This is a genomic window from Caulobacter sp. GW821-FHT12A07 (assembly GCF_058807655.1).
In genome coordinates this window covers 18,746-35,081 of the sequence record NZ_JBXAQX010000012.1, presented here as the reverse complement: position 1 = coordinate 35,081, position 16,336 = coordinate 18,746, and the positions used below count along the sequence as shown (strand labels likewise).

Genomic DNA, 16,336 nt, shown 5'->3' with positions numbered 1-16,336 from the left:
CGCGCCGGGCCTTGGCAGTTCACACGATCAGCAGGATCAGAAGGTCTTGCTGATGCGGATCGAGCCGGCGCGCTTGTCAGGCAGGCTGACGACGTAGGCGCGAACCGGGGTGTTGTTGTTCAGGTCGAAGAAGCCGAAGTCGGTCGCCGCGATGGCGTTCTTCGGAGTGTCGTCGTTGAACAGGTTGGTGACCGACAGATCGACGCTCCACGACCCGTCGGTGATCCCAGCCCGCAGATCCGAGACGAAGTAGCTCGGCAGCCAGGTCAGGTTGCTCTGGGTGATGTAGCGCTTGGACTGGTAGCGACCGGTGAGTTCGGTCGTCCAGGTCCAGCCCGCGCCCACCGGCAGGTCGCCGGTCAGCAGGGCCGAGAGGTTCAGGTTGTGCTTGGGCGTCAGCGGCACAGCCTTGCCAGTGTAGTTGCCGTTGTTCGACTCGATCCGGTCGAAGTAGCCCGGGGTCGAGACCTTGTAGTCAGTGAACTCGGCGTCGGTGTAGGTGTAGTTGCCGCTCAGCGTGAGCCAGCTGGTCGTCCGCCAGTCGGCGCTCAGATCGACGCCCTTGCTCTTGCTTTCGCCGGCGTTCTCGACCGACGGAACCGAGGTGCCGTTCAGCACCTTGGTCGTGCCGATCTGCTGGTTCTGGTAGATATTGTAGAAGATCGCCCCGTTCAGAACGAGGCCGCCGTCCAGGAACACGTTCTTCGAGCCGATTTCGAAGCTCTTCAGCTTCTCCGGCTTGAAGGTCGTGTCGACGCTGCCGCTGGTGCCGGTGGTGTCGACGCCGCCCGGCTTGAAGCCTTCACCGTACGACGCGTAGACCGAGTTGCGCGAGGTGAGCTTGTAGTTGGCCACGAAGTTCGGCGTAAAGGCGTGATCCTTGACCGTCTTCTTGTCGATCTGGGTGGTCGCCGCCAGCTGCGCCGTCCGCGCCGCCGCCGCGTTGGCGGAAGTACAGCCCAGCGCCGCGACGCAGAGATATCGCAGGCCGAACAGGCGGTAGTACATCGGCTGGTACGGGCTGCCGTGATAGGCGATCCGTTCCTCGATGTAGCGGCCGTCGAAACGCAGGGTCAGAGCGTCGGTGACGTCGTATTCGACGCTGCCGGCCCACGACAGCGAGTCGGTCTCACGCGAGATCTTCAGCGGATAGTCGGCCGTGGCCTTCACCGCCGTCGTCGGCGCCTGGAAGGCCCCGGTCGAGGTGGCGCCGCCGCCCTGGAAGATCGAGACCAGGGCCGCGAGACGGGCGTCGGCGCCCGAACGCATCCAGAACTGGTCCTTGTTGATCTGGTCGGCGTACTCGTGGAAGTACAGGCCTTCCAGCGAGGTGCGCAGCTTGCCGAAGTCCTTGTTCCACCGCAGCACCTGGCTCTGCTGCCGGGTGTGGAAGGTGTCGTCCAGCATCACCGAGAAGCCGGTCGCGGGCAGGCCCGTGGTCGGCGGGGTGGTCGACATGCCGAAGAAGCGCATGAACGCGTAGTAGCTGCTGTAGGTCGGCAGCAGGCCCGCATAGGAGGCCAGTTCGGCGCTGCTCAGGCTGTAGTCGCTGTTGTCGAAGTCCTGCACCTGCGTGGTCTCGCCGCGGGTGATCCCCGTCAGCGAGGTGAAGGTGCCCCAGTCGCTTTCGTAGCTGATGTCGAACGAAGCGCGGGTCGCGTCGGTGACCGTGCCGGCGTAGTCCTTGCCGGTGCGGGTATCGAGCGAATAGGCGACCAGGTTGTTCTTCACGACCGAAGCGTTGGCCAGGTTGCCGGCGACCGTGTAGCCGGACTTGCCGGTCTTCGGGTCAATGGCCGCGACGCCGAGATTGGCGGTGTTCGGCGTGCCGGTCGTCGGGTTCACCGAGGTGATGAAGGCCCGGGCCATCTGGTCGTATTCCTCGTGCGAGCTTTGCACGCGGGCGAAGATGGTCAGGTTCTCGATCGGCTTGATCAGCAGGCCCAGGGCGGCGCCCTTGGACTCGCCGCCGCCGACCTTGGCGCCGCTGACGCTGTTGCGGTACTGGCCGTCGTTCTCCCAGGCGCCGACGTTCAGGCTGAGCGCCAGCTTGTCCTGGACCAGCGGACCGCTGATCGAGGCCTTGCCTTCCTTGAGGCCGAAGCTGCCGGCTTCCAGGCTGACCTTGGCCTCGAGTTCGTCGAGGTTCGGACGCTTGGAGATGTAGTTGATCGCGCCGGAGAAGGCCGAGCGGCCGTAGAGCACGCTTTGCGGGCCCTTCACCACTTCGATCCGCTCGGCGTCGACGAAGCGCAGGCTCGCCAGAGCGCCGCCGCCAGCGGTGGCGAAGGCTTCCGAAGACGTGTCGACCCCATCCACCAGGATGGCCACGTTCGGACGGCCCCGAACGGCTTGCACGCCGCGGATGGCCGGACGCGTATCGCTAGGCGTCAGACCCTGATCAAAGGTCAGGCCGGCGGTCGATTGCGCCACCCGAGCGATGTCAGAAATATTACGGCGTTCGATCGTCTCCGCCGACACCGCATTGATGCTGATTGGAACCTCTTGCAGAGCTTCCGACTTACCGCGAGCCGTGACGGTGATCTCTCCAATCACCGTGGACTCTTCTGAAGTTGTCGTTTGCGCGAAGGCTTGCCCCGCGCAGACCAAAAGCGTAAGAGCGCTCGCGCTCGCACAGTAGATATTCATCGCCGACTTGGTCATGACTCCCCTCTTCAAATCTTGACCACACCCCGCCGCGTTCACCGCGACTGTTCCCCGCCGGTCAAGATGATGGAGCCGGACCAATACAGGTCTTGCGATAAAGCGTTTGTCCGTCCATCGGATAGGAGTTCAGGAAAGTAAGCCATGCTGTCAGAGATCGCCGCCGCGCCCAAGCCTCGACAATCACGTCGGATCGCCACTGAAGCAGCGATCGTGGAGGCTTTTGGGCGTCTTATGGAGCGCGGAAGCGTCCACGACGCGGGTGTGAACGCCCTAATCAAGGAAGCGGGCGTAGGCAAGAAACAAATCTATGACTATTTCGGCGGACTGGGCGGCGTGGCCGACGCCTGGGTGCGCCGCACCGGCGTCTGGCCCCGCCTGACCGACATGATCGACGAGTCGCTGGAGACCTTCCACCAGCGCCCGGCGATGGAGCGCCTGCGCATGCTGGTGCGGGCCTACGCCTCGACCCTGCGCGCCCACCCCGCCGTCGCCACCATCATGGCCGGCGAGTTCGCCGGGCCGCCCGAACTGCGCGACGCCGTCACCGCCGTGCGCATCCGCATCTGGGAAGAGTACGAGCGGCTGTTCATCGGCCAGCGCAGCGAGGACAAGGAACTGCTGGCCGTGGCCATGACCATGCTGTCGGCCGTCTCCTACATCGGCATGCGCGCCAAGTTCGAGCCGAACTTCTTCGGTTTCGATCTTCACGACGACGACGCCTGGGATAAGGTCGCTGGCATGCTCGACCACGTGATGGGCCGCTACCAGACGGGCGTCGAGGTCGCGATTTCTCGTCAGGCGGATATCGCCGAATAGAAAATTGACCGGTCGGTCCCTTTTTGAAAATCTCCGAGCATCCCGCCAACCGCGGGACTGAATGGCACGCGGAGACCTTCATGTTCGGCGACCCCCTTTCTCTTCCCGTCAAACCCCAGGCGGGAGACCTCTGGGTGGCCGCGACCACGGTCACCGACCACCAGCTGAAACTGGGCCTGTCGCGCATCCTGCTGCTGGGCCCGGATCTGCAGGTGAAGGCGGCGCTGCACACGGGCGAATTCGGCATGGTTTCGGGCTTGGCGGTGAATCCCCGCACCGGCGAGCTCAACGCCCTCGACCCCTTCGCCCGCAACGTCACCCGCATTGACGCCGACGGACGCCGCGTTCCCGGCCAGGCCTCGCTTCTCCCCGGTCGAGGCCTGGGCTCGATGGTGTTCCTGCCCGACGGCGGCGCGCTGGCTGGCGAGCACCTGTCAGGCCTCGCCCCGCCTTTCACCGGCGAAGGCCGCCTGGTGCGCTTCGACGCCGACGGCCGCGTCGTGCGCTTCTATCGCCCCGAGTATCATGGCGGCGTGATGGGCTTCCTGGGCGTCACGCACCTGGCCCTGCTGTCGGACGGCAAGACCGTGGCCTACGTCTCCGAGACCGGCCACACCGTCTTCCGCTACGACATTGAGGCCGACGCCCAGCTGTCGCCCCTCTATGTCCGCACCGATCCCCCGGGCATGGTGTTCGGCCTGGCGACCGCCCCGAACGACGACGTGCTGGTCAGCTGCGGCAATGAAGTGCGCCGCGTGGCCCAGGACGGTTCGGTGGTCCGCACCTACGCCGTGCCGGAAGGCCGCGGCTGGTCGTTCCTGCGCGCCACCGAAGACGGCGCGCACTTCTGGGCCGGCGACTTCTTCTCGGGCCAGCTGGCCAAGATCGCGCTGGACAGCGGCGAGGTCGTCGCCAGCGTGAAGCTCGACATCCCGTTCGGCGTCACCTCGATCGTGGAAGCAAAGGCGGCCTGATGGGCAAGAAGCGCAAGATCCTGCTGGCGGGCCTCGGCGTCGTCGTCCTGGCGGGCGCGGCGACCTATGCGTCGGCGCCGCTCTACTGGAGCCGCTACTTCCGCGCCCTGACCGTCAATCCGCTGGAGCCGCCGATCGACTGGTACAAGCCGGTCGCGGTGGTGAAGGGCGCGCCGGGCAAGGCCCTGCCGAAGACCACGCCGCAGGCGGCCGGGATCGATCCCGCCGCCCTGGACGCCGCCGCCGACTACGCCGGGGCCCGCAAGTCGGACGCCCTGATCGTCGTCAAGGACGGGGCGATCGTCTACGAGCGCTACTGGAACGGCGTGGGCCCCACCAGCCGGATGAAGGCCCACTCCTTCACCAAGACCCTGACCGGCATGCTGATCGGCGCCGCGATCGCCGACGGCAAGATCAAGTCGGTCGACCAGCCGGCCGCCGACTTCATCACCGAGTGGCGCGGCGACGAGCGCGCGAAGATCACCATCCGCGACCTCTTGCAGATGTCGTCGGGCCTGGCGGCGCCGGACTATTCCTACGCGCCGTGGTCCAGCACCATCCGCACCTTCCTGTCGCCGGATCTGGCCAAGGACAACCTGGGCCTGAAGGCGACCCACCCGCCGGGCACGGTGTTCGGCCATCACAATCCCGACCCGGTGGCGCTGAGCGTCATCGTCGAGCGGGCCACCGGCAAGACCTTCGCCGACTACATGTCGGAGAAGCTGTTCCGTCCGCTGGCCATGCACGACGGCCAGCTGTGGCTGGCCAAGGAAGGCGGCCTGGCCCACGGCGACTGCTGCCTGGTCTCGCAGGTGCAGGACTGGATGCGCATCGGCGTCATGCTGGCCAATGGCGGCTCGTTCGAGGGCCGCGAGGTCCTGCCGGCCTCGTACGTCGAAGCCATGAGCGCGCCCGGCAAGGCCAATCCGGGCTATGGCTTCCAGATCTGGCGCGGCCGCCCCTACGCGGCCGACCGCATCTATACGCCCGAGCGTCCCGACAAGAGCAGCAAGTCGGCCGAACCGATCGCCGCGGAAGATGCGATCTTCCTCGACGGCTGGGGCAAGCGCCGCCTCTGGATCGTGCCTTCGCAGAAACTGGTGATCCTGCGCGACGGGGTGGACCTCGACGACTGGGACGACACCAAGATACCCAATCTCATCCTCCGCGGACTCACCCCCGCCCCGCAGCCGGAGAAGACGCCATGATCAAGAACCAATGGTACGTGGCCGACTACAGCGACGAGATCGCCAAGGGCGGCCACAAGCGGGTGAAGATGCTGGGCCTGGAGTTCGTGGTGTTCCGCGACTCCAAAGGCAAGGTCAGCTGCCTGTCGGACGTCTGCATCCACCGCGGCGCGTCGTTGGGCAGCGGCATGGTCGTGGATGACGCCATTGAGTGCCCCTATCACGGCTGGCGCTTCAACGGCGGCGGCAAGTGCGTGAAGATCCCGTCGCAGGAGCCGGACGCCAAGATCCCGCCGCGCGCCAAGATCGACTCCTATCCCGTGCAGGAGAAGTACGGGATGATCTGGGTGTTCATGGGCGACCTGCCCGAGGCCGAGCGCCCGCCCCTGCCGCCCTTCCCCGAGTTCGACGATCCGTCCTGGCGCTGCATCCGCGGCACCTACGAGTGGAAGGCGAACTACGCCCGCATCACCGAGAACGGCATCGACCCCTCGCACGCTGCCTTCGTCCACCCGAGCTTCGGCGACAAGGAAGCCCCGCAGGTCCACGAGTTCACCCTCGAGCAGGACGAGTACTCGGCCTATGCCGAGCTGAAGTTCGTGCCGCCCGAGTACAAGGGCATGTGGAAGTTCTTCCGCAAGGCCAAGCGCAGCATGGTGACGGTGCGCAACGGCTTCCACGTCTCTGGCGCCCACGTGCGGATCCAGATCCGCCCGACGCCGACCTGGTCGACGGTGATCTTCGACGTCAACACGCCGATCGACGAGACCACCACGATCACCCGCTGGATCATGGCCCGCAATTTCCTGACCCAGAAGATCTGGGACGGCGACAGCCGCCGCCGCACCCTGCGCATCTTCGAGCAGGACCGCGTGATCATGGAAAAGGTCTGCCCCGAGCTGCTGCCCGTCTATCTGCACGAGGAAGTCAGCGTGAAGTCGGACGGCATCATGGTGGCCTGGCGCAACAAGCGCCGCGAGCTGATCGAGAAGGGCTGGGCGCTGGACGTCGACGCCATGGAGCGCGACATCCAGGGCAAGCGGGCGATGGTCATCCCCTCGCCCGACCGCGCCGACCCGAAGCTGGCCAAGGACTTCCTGCTGAAGACCGTGCCGCTGGTCGACGGCGAGCGGGTGCGCCAGGAAGCCTTGAAACAGCGCCACGGCGGCCAAGCGCCGGCCGCGGCCGAATAGTGGGAGCGAAAAGCGTGAAATCGAGCATCCTCGCCATCGCTCTCGCCGCCGCCGCGGGGGCCGCTCACGCGGCTCCCGTGGAGGTTCGGGTCTCCGGCGTCAGCGGCGCCAAGGGCCAGATCGTCGTCTCGGCCTGCGACAAGGCCACCTTCCTGAAGACCTGCCCCTACAACGTGAAGGTCCCGGCCGCCTCCGGCGCGGTGACCGCCAAGATCGCCAACCTGCCGCCCGGCCAGTGGTCGTTCCTGGCCTTCCATGACGAGGACGGCGACGGGGTGATGAAGAAGACCGCCCTGGGCCTGCCCGCCGACGGCGTCGGCCTGTCGCGCGATCCCAAGGCGAGGTTCGGCCCGCCGAAGTTCGAGGACTCGGCGGTGGACGTCGGCGCCGGTGGAGCCAGCGTGGCGGTGAGCCTGAAGTACTGAGACCCCTCTCCCCTTGCGGGAGAGGGTGGCCTCCGAAGGAGGTCGGGTGAGGGGTCGCACAGACCTCGAACGCCGCGAGAGCCGATCAGCTTTCGCGGCGTTTGCTTTTTGAGAGACCCCTCATCCGTCGGCTTCGCCGCCACCTTCTCCCGCAAGGGGAGAAGAATCAGTTGGGAAATCCGCCCGCCTTCGACACCATCCCTGGCAGGCTCGGCGCGCCCAGCACGCCCTTGAGCCAGCCCGCCGTGTCGATCAGCGACGGCAGGTCGAGCCCCGTCGCCACGCCCATCCGCGCGAACATGTAGGCCAGGTCCTCGGTCGGGACGTTGCCGGTGGCGGCCGGGGCGAAGGGGCAGCCGCCGATGCCGCCGATCGAAGCGTCGAGGCTGGCCACGCCGGATCGCCAGGCGGCGAAGGCGTTGGCCAGGCCGGTGTTGCGGGTGTTGTGGAAGTGGGCGCGCAGCACCGCGCCGGGCGCGACGGCGCGGACGGCGCCGAAGCGGGTCTCGACCGCCAGCGGGTCGCCCACGCCGATGGTGTCGGCCAGGGTGATCTCGGTGACGCCGAAGCTCGCCAGTTCGGCGGCGATGCGCGCCACCTGCTCGACGGCCACCTCGCCCTCGAACGGACAGCCGAAGGCCGCCGCGATGGTGACGCCCAGCTTCAAGCCGGCCTGGCGCGCGACCTCGGGCGCCTCGGAGATCTGCCGCAGGGTCTCGAAGACCGGGACGCCCTGGTTGCGGGCGTTGAAGGTCTCGCTGGCCACCACCACGAAATTGACCTCGTCGACATCGGCGGCGATGGCGCGGTCCAGGCCCCGGCGGTTCAAAACCAGGCCGATCAGCGACACGCCGCGCGAGCGCAGATCCTGCTGGCCGCGCAGCCGGGCCATCACCTCGTCGGCGTCGGCCATCTGCGGCACGGCGCGCGGATTGACGAAGCTGACCGCCTCCACGCGACGAGCGCCGGCCTCGACGGCCTTGAGCACCAGAGCGGCCTTGTCGGTCGCCGAGACCATCGTCTTCTCGTTCTGCAGCCCGTCGCGGGGCGACACTTCGACGATCTCGATGCGGGTGGTCATGACGTGTTCCTCGACGCCCGCGACGCGGGCAGGCATGGCGCGCGAGCATGCGCGGCGGCGCCTTCGAAACCAGCGCCCCGCCCCCGGCGCCCGACAGGCGGGGAGCCCGCGCGGCCGCGCAGCGAACGTCGGTACGCGGCGCAAGCTCCCCCGATCAACGAGGGGAGCTGATCAATGAAAACTGCTGCTGGAACACTCGCCGCCTGCGCCGGCGTATCGCTGCTGGCCCTGGCCTGGGCCGGCGCCGCGTCCGCCCAGGACACCGCCGTCGAGGAAGTCGTGGTCACCGCCCGCCAGCGGGCCGAGAACCTGCGCGACGTGCCCGCCGCCGTCACCGCCCTGGGCCAGTCGACGCTGGAAGCCGCCGGGGTGGCCCGCGCCGCCGACTTCGTGGCCCTGACCCCTGGCGTCAGCCTGGTGCAGGCAGCCGAGCAGGGCGACGCCCAGGTCAACATCCGCGGCGTCAACGGCGCCCGCGACGCCCAGGCCTCGTTCGCCTTCGTCGTCGATGACGTGCAGATGGCCAATCCGGCCGCCTTCAACCGCGAATTTTCCGACCTGCGCCAGATCGAGGTGGTGAAGGGTCCGCAGGGCGCGGTCTACGGCCGCAACGCCGCCGCCGGGGCGATCATCGTCTCCACCGTCGAGCCGGGCGACGAGTTCGAAGGCTCGGCCAAGCTCAGCGCCGGCAACCGCAAGAGCTACGCCGGCGACCTGCGGGTGGCCGGCCCCCTCACCGACAAGCTGGCCGGCAGCCTGTCGGCCGACTGGCGACGCACCGACGGCTTCTACGACAGCCAGTTCAGCGACGGCGCCGTCGACCGCTATCGCGGCTACAATCTGAACGGCCGCCTGGTGGCGCGGCTGGACGATAAGACCAAGCTCGACCTCAAGGCCCGCTACGGCCGGCTGACGGCCGGCTCGATCGCCTACAACGCCGTCTTCGCCCTGCCCTCGTTCGCCTCGGTGCTGAGCACGCCGTCCTACTACGAGGACGTCAACGACCACGACTTCGTCTTCCAGAACAACGTGCAGCACACCAACCGGCAGGAGGCCTTCGAGGTCTCGGCCAAGCTGGAGCGCGACCTCGGCTTCGCCACCCTGACGGGCTGGACGCTCTATTCCGACATCGACAACGACCTGGTCGCCGACGGCACCTCGGCCTCGTTCGGTTTCTTCAACGCCAGCGCCAGTTGCGCGGCCTCGATCGCGGCGCTGAACGCCAAGGGCGTTACCCTGCCCTCGCCGCAGTACCTGGGAACCACGGCCGCCGGCTCGTTCTTCGGCCCCTACACGCCGACCACCTGCGACGGCTACCAGTACCAGAAGCGCGACCAGAGCGACCTGTCGGGCGAGCTGCGCCTGACCTCGCGCTCGGACCAGGCCCTGCGCTGGATGGTCGGCGCCTACGCCCTGCATATCGACCGCGAGGTCGGCGTCGCCACCGGCCTGGACGGCGGCGGCGAGATTCCGCGGTCGCTCTACGTGCCCTCGTCCTCGGCCTATTCGACCGAGCAGCTCTATTGGGACGACTTCAAGAGCGACGTGGCGGCCGTGTTCGGCCAACTGGCCTACGACTTCGCGCCCGGCCTCGAAGGCTCGCTGGCGCTGCGGTACGACCGCGAGGAGCGCAAGGTCCACAACCTCGTGCCGACCGCCGCGCGCACCAAGTACATCGACTTCGACGGTCCGGCCTACACCGGCGGCGCGGCCCTGAACCCCGGCCTCGACACGACGATCAATCCCGGCGGCATCAAGGACCAGAAGAAGACCTACGACCAGCTCCAGCCCAAGATCGCCCTGCGCTGGAAGGCCAGCGAAGACTGGACCCTCTACGGAGACTGGGGCGTCGGCTTCAAGTCGGGCGGCTTCAACAGCCAGGGCAGCGCCGCGACGGTGAACCTGTTCATCAACCCGGTGCGCACGGCGGCCGGCTACAAGCCGGTGACCATCCGCGACGACTTCGACAAGGAAGTCTCCAAGAGCTTCGAGATCGGGGCCAAGGGCCGGATGTTCGACGGCCGCCTGACCGTGGACGCCGCCGCCTACCAGACCGATGTCGACGACATGCAGTTCTTCGAGTTCTTCGTCGGGCCGTTCGGCCTGCTGCGCGTGGTGTCGAACATCGACGAGGTGCGGATCAAGGGCGCGGAGTTGGGCCTGCGCTACAAGGCTGCTCCGAACCTGATCCTGGAGGCCTCCGGCGCCTATACCGACAGCGAGATCCGCAAGAACTCGGTGCGGCCCGACACGGTGGGCAACGAGTCGCCCTACACGCCGCGCTACACCTGGAACCTGGCGGCCGACTACACCCACCCGCTGCCGCAGAACCTGTCGCTGCACCTGCGGGCCGATGTGCGCGGCACGGGACCGACCTGGTTCCACGTCGTACAGGACCAGGACAATCCCACCGTCTTCGAGCTGAGCTATGGCGCTCTGGGCCGGGCCAACTACGCCAAGAGCCGGCGCGACGCCTACACCACCCTGGACCTGCGGGCCGGGGTCGAGGCCGACGCGTGGAGCCTGACGGCCTTCGGCAAGAACGTGCTGGACGAGGACTACGCCGCCGAGGTGATCCCGGCGCCGGAGTTCGGCGGCAGCTTCGTCTCGCCCGCCGCCGGCGCGACCTGGGGCGTGGAGCTCGCCGTGAAGTTCTGACGGTTCGACGGGCGGCGCCCGCACAGCGGTGAAACCCCTCCCCCGATCCGGCGCGCGCCGCCCGATCGGGGGAATGTCGCCCGAATAGGCGTCGCGCCGTCGCCCTGGGGGGAGTTGGCGCGCCAGCAAAGAGGCTGACGATGGCTTACCGATTGGGCGTGGACGTAGGCGGGACCTTCACCGACCTGCTGTTGCTGAACGAGGCGACGGGCGACTTCTGGCGGCACAAGACGCCGTCGACCCCGCATGACAGCTCGGTCGGCGTGATGACCGGCGTCAACGCGGTCTGCGAGAAGGCCGGGGTCAAGCCGTCGGACGTCGACGTCTTCCTGCACGGCACCACCGTGGCCACCAACGCCGTGCTCGAGGGCAAGGGCGCCCGGGTCGGCCTGGTGACCACCGAGGGCTACCACCAGGTGATGCAGATCGCCCGTTCGCTGGTGCCGGGTGGCCTCGCCGCCTGGATCATCTGGCCCAAGCCCGAGCCGCTGGCCAAGCTGGAAGACACGGTCGAGATCAAGGGCCGCATCGACGCGGCCGGCAAGGAGATCCGCCCGCTCGACGAGGCCGACGCCCGCGCCCAGTTGACCAAGCTGAAAGAACAGGGCGTCGAGGCGGTGACCATCGCCCTGATGAACGCCTATCTGAACGGCTCGCACGAGCGCCGGGTGGCCGAACTGGCCGCCGAGATCCTGCCGGGCGTGCTGGTCTCGCTGTCGCACGAGGTCCTGCCGGAAATGCAGGAATACGAGCGCACCCTGACCACCGTCGCCAACGCCTCGGTCCGTCCGGTCGTCTCCAAGTACGTCAAGAACCTGCGCGACAAGCTGCGGGGCCTCGACATGCAGGGCCGCATCGCCCTGCTGCGCTCGGACGGCGGCCTGATGTCGTCGGAGAAGTCCGAAGAGCATCCGGTGTCCTTGCTTATGTCGGGTCCCGCCGGCGGCGTCACCGGCGCCCTGTGGGTGGCCCGCAACTCGGGCCTGAAGAACATCCTGACCCTCGACGTCGGCGGCACCTCGACCGACGTCGCTTTGATCGAGAACGGCGAGCCGCGCCGCGTGCGCACCACCGACGTCGGCCACCTGACCGTCCGCGCCTCGTCGCTGGACGTGAAGACGGTCGGCGCCGGCGGCGGCTCGATCGCCAAGGTTCCGGAACTGACCCGCGCCCTGCGCGTCGGCCCCGAGTCGGCCGGCGCCGCGCCGGGTCCGGCCGCCTACGGCAAGGGCGGCGCCGCCCCCACCGTCACCGACGCCAACGTCGTGCTCGGCTACCTGCCGGAAGACCTGCTGGGCGGCGCCTTCAAGCTGGATCGCGAGGCGGCCCGCACGGCGGTGCAGACCATCGCCGACGCCCTGGGCATCGACCTCTACGAAGCCGCCCGCGGCATCATCGACATCGTCAACGAGAACATGTTCGGCGCGCTGCGCATGATCTCGGTGCAGCAGGGCTACGACCCGCGCGACTTCGCCCTGATGGGCTTTGGCGGCGCGGGCCCGCTGCACGTCAACGCCGTGGCCAAACTAATGGGCTCCTGGCCGGCCGTGTCGCCGGTCTCGCCCGGCGTGCTCTGCGCCCTGGGCGACGCCACCACCCGGATGCGCACCGAAACCGCCCGCTCCTACTCCAAGCGCCTGTCGGCCGCGACCGAGGCCGAGGTGCTCTCCCTGTTCGGCGAGATGGACGGCCAGATCCGCGACACCCTGAAGGCCGACGGCGTCGCCGACGCCGAGATCGAGACCCGTTTCGAGATCGACGTCCGCTATCACGGCCAGGCCTTCGAAGTGCCGATGCACGTGACGCTCGACAGCCTGAAGAACGGCGGGCTGCAACGCCTGGCCGCCGCCTTCGACGAGGAGCACCGCCGCCTCTTCACCTTCAACATGGACGCCGAGCACGAGCTGGTGAACCTGCGCGCCGTCGCCATGGGCAAGGTGCAGGAGATCCCCAGCCTCGAGATCGAGAAGGGCGACGGCGATCCGTCGCGCGCCAAGATCCGTGACCACGAGGTCTGGGCCGACGGCGGCATGAAACCGGCCGCCATCTATGACCGCTCCAAGCTCCGCGCCGGCGACCGCATCCCGGGTCCGGCGATCATCACCGAGATGGATTCGACCACCCTGGTGCTGCCCGACTGCGAAGCCGTCGTCGACGTCTACGGCGTCATCCTGATCAACCCTGCCAAGGAATCCTGAGCCATGCCCGCGCGCATCCTGGAAACCAATTCCACGCCCTTCGGCAAGGTCGCCGTCGATCCGGTGACGCTCGACATCATCGAGAACGCCCTGCGCAACGCCCGCGTCGAGATGGACGCCACCCTGTTCCGCACCGCGCTGTCGCCGGGCATCCGCGAGCAGGGCGACGCCTTCCCTCTGATCGCCGACCGCGACGGCCGCATGGTGGTGGGCCAGTTCGGCTCGTTTATCGACGGTTTCCTCAAGGGCTATGACGGCGAGATCGAGGAAGGCGACATCATCCTCGTCAACGACCCCTATTCGGTCGAGGGCGCGATCAGCCACGCGTCCGACCAGCTGTGCATCGCCCCGATCTTCCGCGACGGGCGCCTGGTGGCCTGGTCGGCGATGTTCGGCCACATGACCGACGTCGGCGGCAAGGTGCCCGGCTCCCTGCCCACCGACGCCTCGTCGATCTTCGAGGAAGGCTTCCGCCTGCCGCCGGTGAAGCTCTACCGCAAGGGCGAGCTGCAGGCCGACATCATCCGCATCGCCGCCCACCAGTCGCGCATGCCCGAATGGTTCAAGGCCGACCTGCACGCCATCGTCGCCTCGTGCCGCGTGGCCGGCCGCCGGGTGGTCGAGATCTGCGAGCGCTTCGGCGACGACGTCTTCGCCAGCGCCCTGGACGAACTGCTGGCCCGCAACCATCGCGCCATGGCCCACCTGATCTCGACGGCGATCGGCGAGGCGCCGGTGTCGTTCGAGGACTACATCTGCGACGACGGCAAGGGCGCCGGTCCGTTCAAGATCAAGTGCACCATGTGGCGCGAAGGCGGCAAGGTGGTGCTCGACTTCGACGGCACCGATCCGCAGTCGGACAGCTCAATCAACTTCCTGCTGAACGAGAACATGTTCAAGATGTTCTTCGGCATCTACATGATCATGGTCTTCGACCCGCAGATCCTGTTCAACGACGGCTTCTATGACCTCGTCGACGTGCGGATCCCGGAAGGCAGCCTGCTGAAGCCGAAATTCCCGGCCGCCCTGTCCTGCCGCACCCACGCTCTGGGCCGCATCTTCGACGTGCTGGGCGCGCTGCTGGGCCAGAAGACCCCGGAATTCCTGTGCGCCGCCGGCTTCTCGAGCTCGCCGCACCTGATGTTCTCGGGCTTCGACGGCAAGGGCGAGTGGTTCCAGCTGTTCCAGATCGGCTTCGGCGGCATTCCGGGCCGTCCGTTCGGCGACGGCGCCGACGGTCACTCGCTGTGGCCGGGCTTCACCAACGTTCCGAACGAGTTCCTGGAACGCTACTTCCCGATGGTCATCGAGCGCTATGAGAGCGTGGCCGACAGCGGCGGCGCCGGGCGCTTCCGGGGCGGCAACGGCATCCACATGACCTACAAGTTCACGGAAGCCGGCACGATCGCCATCCACGACGACCGCTGGTTCGTGCCGCCGTGGGGCGTCAATGGCGGCGCGCCGGGCGCCCGCTCATGGAAGCGCCTGGACAAGGCCAACGGCGAGAGCATCGCCCTGCCCTCCAAGTGCGACGGGATCCAGGTCGACAAAGGCGACCTGCTGCACTTCGTCACCTGGGGCGGCGGCGGTTGGGGCGACGCGCTGGAGCGCGAGGTCGAGCTGGTCGAGCTGGAGGTCGCCCGCGGCCTGGTCAGCGCCGAGGGCGCCAAGCGCTACGGCGTGGTGCTGGACGCCGCCGGCAAGGTCGATGCGGCGGCTACCGAGGCCCTGCGCGCCAAGATCCGCGCCGAACGCGGCCCGCTGGAGGTGTTCGATCGCGGCCCGTCGCTCGACGAGCTGCGCGCCAACTGCCTGGCCGACACCGGCCTGCCCGCGCCGCGTCCGCCCGTGTGGCGCAACGCGCCGCTGGCCCTGGCGGCGGAGTAGGTTTTAAGCGTCATGACGGTTGAAAACACCGGTCCCCTCAAGGGCCTGCGCGTCGTCGAGATGGGCCAGCTGATCGCTGGTCCATTCTGCGGCCAGCTGCTGGGCGACATGGGCGCGGACGTCATCAAGATCGAGCCGCCCGGCAAGGGCGACCCGATGCGCGACTGGGGCCGCGGCGACTATCCGCTGTGGTGGGAGGTCGTGGCCCGCAACAAGCGCACGGTCTCGGCCAACCTCCGCGTGCCGGAAGGCCAGGCCCTGGCCCGCAAGCTGATCGCCACGGCCGACATCCTGATCGAGAACTTCCGTCCGGGCACGCTGGAGGGCTGGGGCCTGAGCCCCGAAGTCCTGCACGCCGAGAACCCGGGTCTGATCATCGTGCGGGTGTCGGGCTACGGCCAGACCGGCCCCTATGCCGACCGCGCCGGCTTCGGCGGCATCGGCGAGGCCATGGGCGGCTGGCGCCACATCGTCGGCGACCCCGACCGCGCGCCCTCGCGCATGGGCATCTCGATCGGCGACGCGCTGGCGGCAACCTACGGCTGCCTCGGGGCCCTGGCGGCCCTGCGCCACCGCGACGCCACCGGCCAAGGTCAGGTCGTCGACAGCTCGCTCTACGAGGCGGTGCTGCAGGTGATGGAAAGCCTGGTCCCCGACTACAAGGTCATGGGCTACATCCGCGAGCGCTCGGGCTCGGTGCTGCCCGGCATCGCCCCGTCGAACGTCTATCACTGCAAGGACGGCGACTACCTGATCGCCGCCAACCAGGACACGGTGTTCGGCCGCCTGTGCAAGGCCATGGGCCAGCCCGAGCTCGCCCAGCACCCGGACTACGTCAACCACATCAACCGGGGCCGCAACATGAAGGCGCTGGACGCCCTCATCGAGGCCTGGACCAAGACCCTGACGGTCGACGAGGTCGAGGCCAAGATGATCGAGGCCGGCGTGCCGGCCGGGAAGATCTATCGCGCGCCCGAGATGCTGGCCGATCCGCACTTCGCGGCCCGGGAGTCGATCGTCACGCTCGACCACCCGCGCTGGGGCGAACTGCCGATGCAGAACGTCATGCCCAAGCTCTCCAAGACCCCCGGCGTCGTCCGCGCCATCGCCTCGCAGGCGGTGGGCCAGGACAACGGCGCGGTCTGGGGCGAGCTGGGGATCTCGGAAAGCGAACTGAAGACCTTCGCCGAGCAGGGGGTGGTCTAGGACCTCCCCCATCCTCCACAGTGAATATCGAGAGTCAGCTTGGA

The 16,336-nt window shown here is 68.0% G+C and carries 11 protein-coding genes; 9 read left to right on the top strand and 2 right to left on the bottom strand.

Features of this window, described 5'->3' with window-relative positions; all coding sequences use genetic code 11:
* Positions 1–36: 36 nt before the first annotated feature.
* The gene (locus tag AC1RRS_RS20675; protein ID WP_492856904.1) at positions 37–2,649 is read right to left on the bottom strand and encodes a TonB-dependent receptor; all 2,613 of its coding nucleotides are present in this window, start codon (positions 2,647–2,649) and stop codon (positions 37–39) included.
* Between the two features lie 279 nt (positions 2,650–2,928).
* Here AC1RRS_RS20675 and AC1RRS_RS20670 point away from each other — a divergent pair, with 279 nt between their 5' ends.
* From AC1RRS_RS20670 to AC1RRS_RS20650, 5 genes are all read left to right on the top strand, one after another.
* On the top strand, positions 2,929–3,483 hold the full coding sequence (locus AC1RRS_RS20670) for a TetR/AcrR family transcriptional regulator (protein ID WP_158285832.1): 555 nt from the start codon (positions 2,929–2,931) through the stop codon (positions 3,481–3,483).
* Positions 3,484–3,563: 80 nt separating this feature from the next.
* Entirely contained in the window at positions 3,564–4,457 is an 894-nt protein-coding gene (locus AC1RRS_RS20665; RefSeq protein ID WP_492856802.1) for an SMP-30/gluconolactonase/LRE family protein, read from the top strand.
* The gene (locus AC1RRS_RS20660) at positions 4,457–5,665 is read left to right on the top strand and encodes a serine hydrolase domain-containing protein (RefSeq protein WP_492856801.1); all 1,209 of its coding nucleotides are present in this window, start codon (positions 4,457–4,459) and stop codon (positions 5,663–5,665) included. The genes AC1RRS_RS20665 and AC1RRS_RS20660 overlap by 1 nt, the downstream gene beginning before the upstream one ends.
* On the top strand, positions 5,662–6,837 hold the full coding sequence (locus AC1RRS_RS20655; protein WP_492856800.1) for an aromatic ring-hydroxylating dioxygenase subunit alpha: 1,176 nt from the start codon (positions 5,662–5,664) through the stop codon (positions 6,835–6,837). The genes AC1RRS_RS20660 and AC1RRS_RS20655 overlap by 4 nt, the downstream gene beginning before the upstream one ends.
* 14 nt (positions 6,838–6,851) lie before the next feature.
* A complete protein-coding gene (locus AC1RRS_RS20650; protein ID WP_492856799.1) occupies positions 6,852–7,262 on the top strand; it encodes a DUF2141 domain-containing protein in 411 nt (136 codons plus the stop codon).
* Positions 7,263–7,428: 166 nt separating this feature from the next.
* Here AC1RRS_RS20650 and AC1RRS_RS20645 read toward each other — a convergent pair whose 3' ends face one another.
* Positions 7,429–8,343, bottom strand: a complete 915-nt coding sequence (locus tag AC1RRS_RS20645) for a hydroxymethylglutaryl-CoA lyase (protein WP_492856798.1) — start codon at positions 8,341–8,343, stop codon at positions 7,429–7,431.
* Between the two features lie 174 nt (positions 8,344–8,517).
* Here AC1RRS_RS20645 and AC1RRS_RS20640 point away from each other — a divergent pair, with 174 nt between their 5' ends.
* The 4 genes from AC1RRS_RS20640 (at position 8,518) to AC1RRS_RS20625 (ending at position 16,292) form a co-directional block, all read left to right on the top strand.
* Positions 8,518–11,001: a TonB-dependent receptor gene (locus AC1RRS_RS20640; RefSeq protein ID WP_492856797.1), complete on the top strand. Its 2,484-nt coding sequence runs from the start codon at positions 8,518–8,520 to the stop codon at positions 10,999–11,001.
* A gap of 140 nt (positions 11,002–11,141) precedes the next feature.
* Positions 11,142–13,199: a hydantoinase/oxoprolinase family protein gene (locus tag AC1RRS_RS20635; RefSeq protein ID WP_492856796.1), complete on the top strand. Its 2,058-nt coding sequence runs from the start codon at positions 11,142–11,144 to the stop codon at positions 13,197–13,199.
* A 3-nt stretch (positions 13,200–13,202) separates the two neighbouring features.
* Complete coding sequence (locus tag AC1RRS_RS20630; protein WP_492856795.1) at positions 13,203–15,086, top strand: hydantoinase B/oxoprolinase family protein; 1,884 nt, start codon at positions 13,203–13,205, stop codon at positions 15,084–15,086.
* Between the two features lie 12 nt (positions 15,087–15,098).
* The gene (locus AC1RRS_RS20625) at positions 15,099–16,292 is read left to right on the top strand and encodes a CaiB/BaiF CoA transferase family protein (RefSeq protein ID WP_492856794.1); all 1,194 of its coding nucleotides are present in this window, start codon (positions 15,099–15,101) and stop codon (positions 16,290–16,292) included.
* The last annotated feature ends 44 nt before the right edge of the window (positions 16,293–16,336 follow it).

Bases quoted from the DNA above. Each gene is read 5' to 3' on its own strand.
- AC1RRS_RS20655 (WP_492856800.1), top strand. From the start codon at position 5,662: ATGATCAAGAACCAATGGTACGTGGCCGACTACAGCGACGAGATCGCC.
- AC1RRS_RS20665 (WP_492856802.1), top strand. From the start codon at position 3,564: ATGTTCGGCGACCCCCTTTCTCTTCCCGTCAAACCCCAGGCGGGAGAC.
- AC1RRS_RS20635 (WP_492856796.1), top strand. From the start codon at position 11,142: ATGGCTTACCGATTGGGCGTGGACGTAGGCGGGACCTTCACCGACCTG.
- AC1RRS_RS20660 (WP_492856801.1), top strand. From the start codon at position 4,457: ATGGGCAAGAAGCGCAAGATCCTGCTGGCGGGCCTCGGCGTCGTCGTC.
- AC1RRS_RS20640 (WP_492856797.1), top strand. From the start codon at position 8,518: ATGAAAACTGCTGCTGGAACACTCGCCGCCTGCGCCGGCGTATCGCTG.
- AC1RRS_RS20630 (WP_492856795.1), top strand. From the start codon at position 13,203: ATGCCCGCGCGCATCCTGGAAACCAATTCCACGCCCTTCGGCAAGGTC.
- AC1RRS_RS20645 (WP_492856798.1), bottom strand. From the start codon at position 8,343: ATGACCACCCGCATCGAGATCGTCGAAGTGTCGCCCCGCGACGGGCTG.
- AC1RRS_RS20625 (WP_492856794.1), top strand. From the start codon at position 15,099: ATGACGGTTGAAAACACCGGTCCCCTCAAGGGCCTGCGCGTCGTCGAG.
- AC1RRS_RS20675 (WP_492856904.1), bottom strand. From the start codon at position 2,649: ATGAATATCTACTGTGCGAGCGCGAGCGCTCTTACGCTTTTGGTCTGC.